At 48.7% G+C, this 12,878-nt stretch carries 4 protein-coding genes; all 4 read left to right on the top strand.

Annotated features, from left to right (window positions below):
- The first annotated feature begins 211 nt into the window (after nt 1-211).
- The 4 genes from QT973_RS19985 (at nt 212) to QT973_RS19970 (ending at nt 12,520) form a co-directional block, all read left to right on the top strand.
- A complete protein-coding gene (locus QT973_RS19985) occupies nt 212-1,312 on the top strand; it encodes a HAMP domain-containing sensor histidine kinase (RefSeq protein WP_333057211.1) in 1,101 nt (366 codons plus the stop codon).
- Nucleotides 1,309-2,001, top strand: a complete 693-nt coding sequence (locus tag QT973_RS19980) for a response regulator transcription factor (RefSeq protein WP_333057210.1) — start codon at nt 1,309-1,311, stop codon at nt 1,999-2,001. Before QT973_RS19985 ends, QT973_RS19980 begins: the two co-directional genes overlap by 4 nt.
- A 202-nt stretch (nt 2,002-2,203) precedes the next feature.
- A complete protein-coding gene (locus QT973_RS19975; protein WP_333392039.1) occupies nt 2,204-7,972 on the top strand; it encodes a tandem-95 repeat protein in 5,769 nt (1,922 codons plus the stop codon).
- Nucleotides 7,973-8,284: 312 nt separating this feature from the next.
- Nucleotides 8,285-12,520: a choice-of-anchor Y domain-containing protein gene (locus tag QT973_RS19970; protein WP_333392037.1), complete on the top strand. Its 4,236-nt coding sequence runs from the start codon at nt 8,285-8,287 to the stop codon at nt 12,518-12,520.
- Nucleotides 12,521-12,878 lie beyond the last annotated feature (358 nt).

The raw sequence follows: 12,878 nt of genomic DNA, 5'->3' as shown, positions 1-12,878 counted from the left end.
TAAGTTGCTGTTTAGCCGTTATACTTAGCTGCTATATATTTTCACTGACTGACAAATGTTTAAATATTTAGCAGTATCTATACTTGCAGATATAGATGTTATCTAAACGCTTGTTTTTGCGTCACTGTAGACAAATTTTAGCGAATAAAAACCCTAGGGATAAGGCAGAGAGTAGAGTGTAAATATAAAATATAAAATGGATGGATAAGGGATGTTAAACAGCTTATTAAAAATCACAGACAACCTGGCAATTCAAGAGAAGTATTTGCGGGGGAGGTGGTCGATCGCAATTTTATTCGCGATCGTTGTAGTGCTGGAATTTACTACGCCGTCGGAGTATCTGTTTGGGTATTTGTACACAGGGCCGATTTTATTGGCAAATTCGCGCTTGAGTCGGTTGGGTAAGTTGCAAATTACGCTGGTATCGGCAGCTTTGACGCTGTTAAATTTGTTTGTTCCTCCTGGAGAATCGATCGCCCTAGCAACTGTAGCAAATAGATCGATCGCAGTCATGGCTTTAGGGGTGACGGGATATTTGAGCGATCGCAACCAGCAGTACCAAGAGACGATCGCGATCGCTAAAGCTGAGTTGCAGTCGCAGCAGCAGCTAGCAAGCATCCGAGAAGATTTTGTCTCTACTTTGAGTCACGACTTAAAAACGCCGATGCTGGGGGCGATAGAAACAATTAAAGCTTTTGGGTCAGCAAAATTTGGGAATGTCACCGCCAGTCAGCAAAAAGTTCTCGAAACAATGGCGCGATCGCACAAAATGTCTCTACAATTAGTAGAAACGCTGCTGGATGTTTACCGCAACGATGCCGAAGGTTTAAAACTGCAACTTGCGGCCGTAAATTTAGTAGCTTTGGCAGAAGAAGTAATCGCAACACTCATCCATTTGTCGGCGGCGCGCCGAGTTTACATTAGTATGAGTTACGGAGAGTCAGATTTCCGTCGCTCTTTGTGGGTAAATGGCGATGCGGTTCAACTCCAGCGCGTTTTTGTTAATTTGCTAACAAACGGAATTAACCATTCTCCTCGCGGTGGCAAGGTAGAAATAATCATGGAATCTTATTCGAGTTTTCAGGTGGTGAAAGTTATCGATAGCGGGTTGGGAATTACTGCCGATGAACTGCCCCACTTGTTCGAGCGTTTTTATCAAGGACACAGCGATCGGCAAGCCAAAGGATCGGGATTAGGATTATACTTATCTCGCCAAATTATTGACGCCCACGGCGGTATAATTTGGGCAGAAAATAAATTGCCACACGGTGCTTTATTTGGATTCCGACTCCCTGCTATCCCACAGAAATGAAACCAGCTTATCCGTTGCGAATTCTCCTAGTTGAAGACGACGAACTGTTTCGGTTGGGGCTGCAAACGCGGTTGCAGCAAGAAAGTTGCTTGCAAGTAATTGCCGAGGCTGAAGATGGCGAAACCGCAGTAGAATTGACTCAGGAACACTTGCCAGATGTGGTAGTTCTCGATGTCGGTTTGCCTGGAATTGGCGGTATTGAAGCGTGCCGCCAAATTAAACAGCGACATCCAGCAATTCCCGTTTTAATCTTAACATCTCATTCCCAAAAATCCTTAATTGAAAGATTGATTAGTGCGGGTGCTCAGGGATATTGCCTCAAGGGAATTGCGGCGGAAACTTTGGTTTTAGCAATTCGATCGGTAGCGGCGGGTGCTTCGTGGTGGGATCAGGCGGCAACTGCGGAAATTCGGGCAGTTTTTGCTAATCCTGAACCTGTGAAAATTGGGTCAAAATCAGAAGTTTTGGAGAATCCGCTGACGAAGCGAGAACAGGAAATCTTGGCTTTAGTTGCGGGGGGGAAAAGCAATCAGGAAATTGCACAAATATTGTACATTGCTCCGGGGACTGTGCGGGTTCACGTCCACGCGATTTTGCAAAAGTTAGAAGTGCGCGATCGCACTCAAGCTGCTGTACTCGCAATTCAGAAAGGATTGGTAGCAGAAGAACTTTTGGCGATCGAACCCTAAAAAAGCGAGTTGTGTACTGGAATTGTCGGTTTTTTAAAGGAATTATTGGCTAAACCCGCCCCTATCAAAAGGCTTCTGTTGCAGGTTCATGGGAAATTAGTATTCGTCTTGATTGTTAATTTTACTCATGACATTAAATTTGTGAATTTGCTAAGGTAGACAGGCATTAATTTTCCTACCGTCATCTAACCAAAGGTGTATTATGCCAAATTTTATCAGTTCAGTTTTTAGTTCGATCGCCTTTATCGACTCTGCCCTTCCCGACAGCCAAACTCTCCACAACGGCATCGCAGCGGGGACAGAAGTTATTACCTTGGATGCGGCGCGGGATGGAGTAGAACAAATTACTGAGGCACTAGCGAATCGCAGCAATATTAAAAGTATTCATATCATCTCCCACGGCCGCCCCGCGAGTTTACTGCTAGGCGCGATCGATCTAAACTTGACAAATTTAAAAACTTATGCTAAGCAATTGCAGCGTTGGTCGCGATCGCTGGGAGACAGTGGAGAGATTTTGCTGTACGGGTGCGATGTAGCGGCGGGGGAAAAGGGCGCTAACTTTGTGCAGCAACTGAGTCAGCTAACCAAGGCAAAAATTGCTGCTTCTCGATCGCCGATCGGCAGTTCGGCTAAGGGCGGAGATTGGGAATTAGATTATACAACAGGAGCGGTGTCCTCTGGGCTGGCGATCGGGCCAACAACAAGAGCCACTTATCAATTTGCCTTCGGCGTCACCCTCTACGACGGCAGCAGTAACTTTCCAGCCGGATCGCCCGTCGGTATCGGGGCATCGGGCACTACTCAATTAGGTTACGGACAAGTACCTCTTCCCATACCTATTTTTTTCCCATTCGGTGGTGGTATCCTAGCTACAGGTGCGTTCTCGCCAAACACTGGCATTAATACTGCGAGCGTGACGGCGGCTAATAACACTACAGGCTATGCAGGCTACACCAACTACAGATACACTCCCGCAACTCCGACCCCGACACCAGCAACATTTACTCCAGTCAGCGCAACTTTTCCCGCACTTGACCGCACCAACGGTTACAGCGTTTCTTTTCGAGTTGCAGTCACCGCTGAAAACAGTATTAGTAACGATCGGGCCGGTTTCAGCATCATCGCCATTAGCAGCGACGCTCAAAATGGCATTGAACTGGGTTTCACCAAGGGGAACTTTCCCCCCAACGGAGGTATATTTGCTCAAACCGGTGGTACACCAACATCAGCTCCCACCTTTACTCGCGGGGAAAATGCACCTTTACCTTTTAACATCAACACTGCTACCGACTACAAACTCGTAGTTCAAGGCAACACTTACACCCTGTTTGCCGGCCCAACAGCAATACCAGGCCTGACAAATCAACCGCTACGCAACTACACGGCATTTAATCCAGCAACCAGCCAGCCGCGTTTACCCTACAATCCCTACAGCCAGCCAAACTTCCTATTTTTCGGGGACGCCACGGATCAAGCAAGTGCCGCTTTTACTCTCGGCACCATCTCGGTTAATAATTTCCCGGTGGCCGTCGATGACGGCAGCTACAGCGTCGTGCACGACAAAGTTCTCAGCGTCTCTGGGGCGGGAGTCTTAAGCAACGACACCGACGCCAACAGCGGCGACGCGCGTAGTGCCGTGGTAGTTACAACCGCGAGCAACGGTACAGTCAAGTTAAATCTCACCGGCGACTTCACTTATACTCCGAAAGCTGGCTTTGTAGGCACTGATACCTTCACCTATAATGTTAGCGACGGCACAGATTCATCTGTCCAACCAGCAACAGTTACGATTAACGTTACAAATAATAATCTCCCGTTTGCAGTAATTGACAATTACAAAACCCTTCACGGTCAAGTCCTGAACGTGGCTGTTGGTGAGGGAGTTTTAGCCAACGACATCGACTTGGATGGTGATTTGCGGACGGCAACTCTAGTCACAAATCCCAAGAATGGCACTCTCGGATTGAATAAGGATGGTTCGTTTACTTATACTCCCAATCCAGGATTCTTTGGACCTGATAGTTTTACTTACACTGTCAGCGATGGGGCTGCTACTTCACCAGCAATTTCGGCAAATATCAATGTCATAAACAATCCGCCGAACGTACAAATTGACAATTACAAAACCCTGCACGATCAAGTCCTGAACGTGCCTGTGGCTGAGGGAGTTTTAGCCAACGATAGCGACTTAGACAAGGATTTGCGGACGGCAACTCTAGTCACAAATCCCAACAATGGCACTCTCGGATTTAATAAGGATGGTTCGTTTACTTATACTCCGAACCCTGGATTTTTTGGACTCGATATCTTTACCTACAGTGTCAGCGATGGGGCTGTTACGACACCAGCAATTTCGGCAAATATCAATGTCATAAACAATCCGCCGAACGTACAAATTGACAATTACAAAACCCTGCACGATCAAGTCCTGAACGTGCCTGTGGCTGAGGGAGTTTTAGCCAACGATAGCGACTTAGACAAGGATTTGCTGACGGCAACTAAAGTCAGAAATCCCAACAATGGCACTCTCGGATTTAATAAGGATGGTTCGTTTACTTATACTCCGAACCCTGGATTTTTTGGACTCGATAGCTTTACCTACAGTGTCAGCGATGGGGCTGTTACGACACCAGCAATTTCGGCAAATATCAATGTCATAAACAATCCGCCGATCGTACAACCCGAAAATTACCCTACCTTACACGATCGAGTCTTGAACCTGCCTGCCGCCAAGGGAGTTTTAGCCAACGATAGCGACGTTGATGGCGATGTGTTGACGGCAACTAAAGTCACAAATCCCACCAATGGCACTCTCGCATTCAATAAAGACGGTTCTTTTATCTATACTCCCAATCCGGGATTCGTGGGACTCGACAGCTTTACATACACAGTCAGCGACGGGGCTGCTACTTTACCAGCAATCGCGAATATCTCTGTCACCAACAATCCGCCGATCGTACAACCCGAAAATTACCCTACCTTACACGATCGAGTCTTGAACCTGCCTGCCGCCAAGGGAGTTTTAGCCAACGATAGCGACGTTGATGGCGATGTGTTGACGGCAACTAAAGTCACAAATCCCACCAATGGCACTCTCGCATTCAATAAAGACGGTTCTTTTATCTATACTCCCAATCCGGGATTCGTGGGACTCGACAGCTTTACATACACAGTCAGCGACGGGGCTGCTACTTTACCAGCAATCGCGAATATCTCTGTCACCAACAATCCGCCGATCGTACAACCTGAAAATTACCCTACCCTACACGATCGAGTCTTGAACGTGCCTGTTGCCAAGGGAGTTTTAGCCAACGACAGCGACGTTGATGGCGAGGTATTGACGGCAAATATTTTTAGCAACCCCAACAACGGCACGATCGCATTCAATAAAGATGGTTCTTTTATCTATACTCCCAATCCGGGATTCGTGGGACTCGACAGCTTTACATACACAGTCAGTGACGGGGCTGCTACTTTACCAGCAATTTCGGCAAATATCAACGTTACAAACAATCCGCCGATCGCACAACCCGATACCTACAGCGTCAGTGCGGGAACAGTCCTCAGCAAAATAGTGCCGGGAGTTTTAGCCAACGACTCCGACGCAGATTTGGACACGCTGAGTGCTGCGGTGGCCGCAAATCCGACGAAAGGGTCGATCGCCCTCAACAAAGACGGTTCTTTCACTTATACTCCTAACGCTGGCTTTTCTGGAACAGACACATTTACCTACACAGTCAGCGACGGAATAGTTAGCTCGGAACCGGCTACCGTGACTGTCAGCGTCAACAATAACCCGCCTGTGGCGAATTCTGACAGCTATACTACTGCTTTTAATACGAGTCTCAACGTGACTGGTTTGGGAGTCTTAATCAACGATACAGACCCGGAAAATGACCCGCTGACGGCGATTCTGGTGACAAATCCGGCTACAGGGTCGATCGCCCTCAACGCTAACGGTTCTTTCACTTATACTCCGAATGCTGGTTTTGCAGGGACAGACTCTTTTACCTACAAGGCTAATGACGGGAAAGCTGATTCTGCGATCGTCACGGCAAGCATTGTTGTCAATAACCCTCCGACTCCGACTCCCACGGAAACTCCGACTCCCACGGAAACTCCGACTCCAACTCCCACGGAAACTCCGACTCCCACGGAAACTCCGACTCCCACGGAAACTCCGACTCCAACTCCCACGGAAACTCCGACTCCCACGGAAACTCCGACTCCAACCGCAACTCCGACTCCAACCGCAACTCCGACTCCAACCGGAACTCCGACTCCAACCGGCACTCCGACTCCAACCGGAACTCCAACCCCCACGGGAACTCCGACTCCAACCGGAACTCCAACCCCCACGGGAACCCCGACTCCAACTCCCACGGGAACTCCGACTCCCACGGAAATTCCAACTCCCACGGAAACTCCAACTCCCACGGGAACTCCGACTCCCACGGAAACTCCGACTCCCACGGGAACTCCGACTCCAACCGGAACTCCGACTCCAACCGGAACTCCGACTCCCACGGAAACTCCAACCCCAACCGGAACTCCAACTCCGACTCCCACGGAAACTCCGACTCCCACGGAAACTCCGACTCCCACGGAAACTCCGACTCCAACCGGAACTCCAACTCCCATCGGAACTCCGACTCCAACCGGAACTCCGACTCCAACCGGAACTCCAACTCCCATCGGAACTCCGACTCCAACCGGAACTCCGACTCCAACCGGAACTCCAACTCCCATCGGAACTCCGACTCCAACCGGAACTCCGACTCCCACGGAAACTCCGACTCCCACGGAAACTCCAACCCCAACCGGAATTCCGACTCCCACCGGCACTCCGACTCCCACCGGAATTCCTGTTGACTCTGACAGCGTTCAAGGGGGCGATGCCGATTGCATTTGCGAACAGATTACCCTACCCGCGATCGGTTCGATTCCGGGCCCGAATTCTGTCGATCGCACTTTCAATGGCACTGACGGCGACGACTTCCTCATCGGCAGCAATCTCAACGACGTTATCAGCGGTTTCAACGGCGACGACGTTCTGCTGGGCGAAAAGGGCAACGACAATATTTACGGGGGACTGCCCACCAATATCCCCCTTGGCCCGAATGCAGACAAAGACTTGCTGTTTGGCGGCAATGGCAATGATTACCTCAACGGCGCCGGCGGCGACGATCGCATTTTCGGGGGTAAGGGCGATGATGTGGCGATCGGTGGCAAAGACGATGACTTGATTTGGGGCGACAAGGGCAATGACACTCTAGTTGGGGCTCAGGGTAACGACTGCTTGTTTGGCGGCAATTTTGACCCGTCTAGCCTTGACTCGACTGGACGCGATTTGCTGTTTGGCGGTGCGGGCAACGACTTCTTGAATGGGGGAGATGCTGCGGATACTCTAAGCGGTGGCGAGGGCAATGATACGGTTTATGGCGGCAAGGGCAATGACGTTGTGGTGGGGGGTACTGGCAACGATCGGCTGTTGGGCGATCGCGGCAGTGATAGCATTTGTGGCGACGATGGGGACGATACTATTTTCGGAGACAGTGCGATCGACTTTAACGGCGAGGCAGATTCCCTGTGCGGCGCTGCTGGCAACGATCTGATGTTTGGCAACGGCGGTTCCGATAAACTGTGCGGCGATGAGGGCAACGATACTCTCTACGGCGGCAAAGGTGACGATTGTCTGATTGGGGGTTTGGGAAATGATATTCTCAACGGCGGCATTGGGCGCGATCGCTTTGTTTTAACAGCAGGTGAAGGCAGCGATCAAATTACTGATTTCACAAAAGGTGAAGATTTGCTGGTGTTAGCGGGCGGTCTAACTTTTTCTCAACTTAGTATTACCCAAAGCGCTAATGCAGCTTTCATCAGGATTGGTGAGAACGGTCAACTGTTGGCTGCTTTGAATGGAGTGCAAGCTAGTGCGATCGATCTGAATGATTTTACCATCTTCGGGTAAGCACAACTTAATTAACTAAGGTGCGGAGTACGCACCTTAGTTAATTATGTAGGGTGCACAGCGCGTAGCTTGCCCCTATGAGCAGTGTATCAAATCACTTTTGGCGTCCGGGAGTGCGATCGACAATACTCCAAGCTTTTGCTTGACACTGCTCTGCACTCCCGGTATTATTTTAGTAATAAAAATGACTTAAAAAAGCCACTTTACGGAGAAACTACTGACAGTGTATTTACGTAAATAAAAATTAAATGTAAAAAAATTGATAGTAGTTGGCAGCTAATACATAATCATCTCAAATTTAGGTGCATCTAGATGGGACAGATAATTATTAACGAATTCCGGCGGGACGGGCAATTCCAGGGGAATGAGTATGTGGAACTGCTGTTGACGGAAGATGTAAGCGCAACTCAGCTTCAGAGCTATTTTGTAGGCGACTCAACTGAGCCAACAGTAGCTAAATATTCAGCTTATCGATTTACTAATATGGCAAGTATTGCTCCTGTGTTTAAAGCAGGAACAATACTTACGATCGGCGGTTCGCCTGCCGATCAAGAGATTGCCTACAACCCCATACCGTCGGGAACAAACAACGATTGGAACATTCGATTGAGTCCCCAAGGTGGATTTTTGACAAAGCTGCTCCCAGCCGGAAATTTTCATGGGAATTTCGCGGAGTCAGATGTTGTTTATGTTGATAATGCTAGCACTACAAATACCGATACAATAGATTCGATCGCCTGGAGGAGTCCAGGAACAGGAACTCACGGAGCCTTTGGGAGTGCAGCTAAGGTGCAAATTCCAGCACCACCCAACGGGGGTAATGTTGAGTTTTCCAGCGCTATTGGCGGCATCAACAGAACTGCTAGTTATACTATAGATAGTCCCGGCTCCTTGGGTTTGCCCAACGGCGGAATTAACAGTATTTATATTAACAGTCTCCGCAACCGATCGGTTAACATTGCTCCCAATTTGGCAACTCCTAATGTTAATCCGCCGATCGCAATTAATGAAAATATACCCAGCGTCGCTAACACAGGCTTTAGTATTTTTAACATCACTAGCGAGTTAGGAAGTGACGCTAATGGCGATCCTTTGGGTGTCGCAGTCACCGCTGCAGACAATACTAACGGTAACTGGCAATTTTCAACAGATGGCAATACTTGGACAAATTTCGGTGCAGTGTCGGAAACTTCAGCAACAGTGCTCGGCCCGACTCCTCTTTATAATGGCTTACTTGGTAACACTCCCAGTTCTCAAAATTGGCTGTCTTTGACTAACTCAAATTTTGCTTCTCCTACCGCTACAGCTTCAGAATTTTTTAGCGGTAATGGAGTTAATTTAAACAGCAGTGCGGACAATAGCATTTATGCTGGCTATACAAATAATCCTTTAAATCCGTCATTTCCCCCGCTCGATCGCACTACAGGCTTTAGCTTGTCTTTTAATCTCCAAATTATCTCGGAATCCCGCACTAATCAAAATCGGGCGGGTTTTAGCATTGTTGCTGTTACTAGCGATCGCAAAGCCATTGAAATCGGTTTCCAGCGGCTATCTGAAAACTCTGGCAATATCTTTGCACAAGGCGACGGCATTACTCCCAACCTAGTCGGACAAACCAACGGCTTATTTGTTGCAGCAGAGAATGTTGCTTATAACACCAATATTGCTACTAACTACACTCTCAGAGTTCAAGGTGACAATTACTTTCTTTCCGATGGCAGCGATATCATACTAACCGGCCCGCTGCGCGATTATTCAGGATTTAGCGACCAGATAGATCCTTACGAAACTCCTAATTTTCTATTCCTCGGTGACGGCACTAACTCGGCGCAAGCTAACATCAACCTGACGGGGGTTTCCCTGCAAACGCCTGCGAGAGTCCGCTTTGTACCCAACCCAGACTATTACAGTACCCCTGGAAGCGAACCAACAATTACTTTTCGGGCATGGGATGGAAGTAACGGAGTGGGTAACGGTACTGCGGGCGTCAATGCTTCAGTTACTGGGGGAACAACGCCGTTTAGCACTAATAGTTTAACAAGTTCGATCGCAGTTAATCCAGTCAACGATCCACCTTCGTTTGTCAAAGGGGTCGATCGCACTCTCAGCAGCAATTCGGGGCCACAAACCATCCCCGGATGGGCGACTGCGATTTCTCCAGGCCCTAACGAATCAGGACAAACTGTGGCTTTTCAAGTGGTAGGGAATGATAATGCTGCTTTGTTTAGTGTACAACCTGCGATCGACTCGGTGGGGACGCTAACCTTTACACCGATGCCGGGGGCGATCGGCAGTGCTAATATAACTCTAAACCTGAGAGATAATGGCGGTAGAGATAACGAAGGACTCGATACTTCTGATACCCAATCGTTCATTATCAACCTCACTAATCCAGGCACATTTAATTTCAGCAACGCCAACTACAGCGTTAATGAAAACGGTCAATTTGCCACAATTACCGTTACTCGCACTGATGCTAATGTGGCTGCTGCTGTCAGTTACAGTACAAGTAATGGCACTGCTAATGCTGGTAGTGACTATAACCAGAAATCGGGAACATTAAATTTTGGCATTGGCGAAACTACTCAAACTTTCACGATTCCAATTGTGGATGATTCAGAGATAGAAGAGAAGGAAACTGTTAATTTAACTCTGAACAATCCCACTAACAAAGCAGATTTAGGAGCAATTTCTAGTGCTGTTTTGACTATTGTAGATACAACTCCAACTCCGACGCCGACGCCTGCGGAAACTCCAACTCCCACGGGAACTCCGACGCCTGCGGAAACTCCAACTCCCACGGGAACTCCGACGCCTGCGGAAACTCCGACGCCAACTCGGACTCCGACGCCTGCGGAAACTCCAACTCCCACGGGAACTCCGACGCCTGCGGAAACTCCGACGCCAACTCGGACTCCGACGCCTGCGGAAACTCCCATTCCGACGCCTGCGGAAACTCCGACGCCAACTCCAACTCCGACGCCTATTTCCACTGCGACGCCAATTCCGACACCGACGCCAATTCCTGCGGAAACTCCCATTCCGACGCCTGCGGAAACTCCGACGCCAATTCCAACTCCGACGCCTATTTCCACTGCGACGCCAATTCCGACACCGACGCCAATTCCTGCGGAAACTCCCATTCCGACGCCTGCGGAAACTCCGACGCCAATTCCGACGCCAATTCCTGCGGAAACTCCGACGCCTGCGGAAACTCCGACGCCAATTCCGACGCCAATTCCTGCGGAAACTCCGACGCCTGCGGAAACTCCGACGCCAATTCCGACACCAATTTCGACATCTGGAGAAACTCCAATCCCAACGGCTAAACCTGGGGAAACACCGATCGCAACTGACAATTCGATCGCCCAAACCACATCTCCAACAACAGAAACCCCCACACCGGCGCTAATTCCTGCTGCTTCGGAAGACTGTATGTGCGATCGAATTACTTTAGCCGATCGCACTTCCATTCCCGGCCCGAATATCCCTGAAAATACCCTCAACGGTACTGACGGTAAAGATACTCTAACCGGCAGCAATATTAATGACATCATCAACGGTTTCAATGGCAGCGACTGGCTAAAGGGCTTATTCGGCAGCGACAATATTTACGGTGGCCTTGCTAGCCCAGTTACTGTTGGCGCGGATGCAGACAGCGACACCATATTTGGCAACGAAAATAACGACTATCTCGTCGGCCACGCTGGGAATGACCTTATTTATGCGGGTAAAGATTCTGATGTGGCGATCGCAGGCAAAGATAATGACATAGTTTGGGGCGACAAAGGCAACGATACCCTACTTGGCGATGAAGGTAATGACAGTTTATTTGGTGGCACTTCTGAGGCGTCTGACGGTGGCTTGACAGGAAAAGATTTGCTTTTTGGCAATAATGGCAACGACGTTTTATACGGACAAGAAAGCGAAGATACTCTTTCTGGCGGCGAGGACAATGATACCTTACACGGCGGCAAAGATAACGATATAATTTGCGGTGATTCTGGCAATGATTTGCTGTTTGGAGAGTTGGGAAATGACACCATCTGCGGCGGCAATGGCGAGGATACGATTTTCGGAGATATTGACAATATCGCGAGGGATGCTAGCAGTCAAAAAGATTATTTGTGCGGCGGTAGTGGCAATGATTTAATTTTTGGTAATGAAGATGCCGATCGATTGTTCGGGGGTGACGGTAGCGATACTCTCTACGGCGATAATGGTGATGATACTTTGATTGGGGGAATTGGCGACGACTGGTTGAGGGGAGACTTCGGAAACGATACGCTGCAAGGGGGAAGCGGGCGCGATTACTTTTTCTTGACTGCGGGAGAAGGCCGCGATGTCATCGCTGATTTTACGCAAGGTGAAGATTTATTAATTTTGACGGGAGGGTTAACGGTCGATCGACTCAGCATAGTTGAAGAAAACACTACAACTTTTATCAAAATTGCCAACACGGATCAAATCTTAGCTAGCCTAAAAGGTGTGCCAGCTAATCTCATCACTCAACAGGATTTTACAGTAATTGGACTACCTGGTTTGTAGATAATATGGAATCCGGTTGTATCAGAACGATCGCTAATATCATGTCCGATCGATTAACCATAATATCCCGGTGGGGGCGGGTTTTTGAGATGGTCAATTATTGGCAGGTATTGTTGGTGAGGGGAACCCCTACAAAAATCGCGATCGCTCGACTGGACATGATATTATATCATGTCCGGTGTGCGATTCGTTTAACCTAAATGGGTAGGTTCTCCTATCCAGGGACGGTTAGCCTAACTCCTAGAAGTTAGTGATAACTGATTACACTTATGGGTGAGGCATTAAGTCAAGTCCCAGTCCGCAGGTGCAGCGGTAAAAGCATATCCCCTATTTTGTTAGGTAGCAACTAACAGGATAA

This window comes from Microcoleus sp. Z1_A1, assembly GCF_036700305.1.
Classification (GTDB): domain Bacteria; phylum Cyanobacteriota; class Cyanobacteriia; order Cyanobacteriales; family Microcoleaceae; genus Microcoleus.
The sequence above is the reverse complement of the archived record's forward strand: the minus strand, read 5'-3'. Positions and strand labels throughout refer to the sequence as shown.

Coding starts and splice junctions, on each gene's coding strand:
- QT973_RS19985 (WP_333057211.1), top strand. CDS start 212: ATGTTAAACAGCTTATTAAAAATCACAGACAACCTGGCAATTCAAGAG.
- QT973_RS19980 (WP_333057210.1), top strand. CDS start 1,309: ATGAAACCAGCTTATCCGTTGCGAATTCTCCTAGTTGAAGACGACGAA.
- QT973_RS19975 (WP_333392039.1), top strand. CDS start 2,204: ATGCCAAATTTTATCAGTTCAGTTTTTAGTTCGATCGCCTTTATCGAC.
- QT973_RS19970 (WP_333392037.1), top strand. CDS start 8,285: ATGGGACAGATAATTATTAACGAATTCCGGCGGGACGGGCAATTCCAG.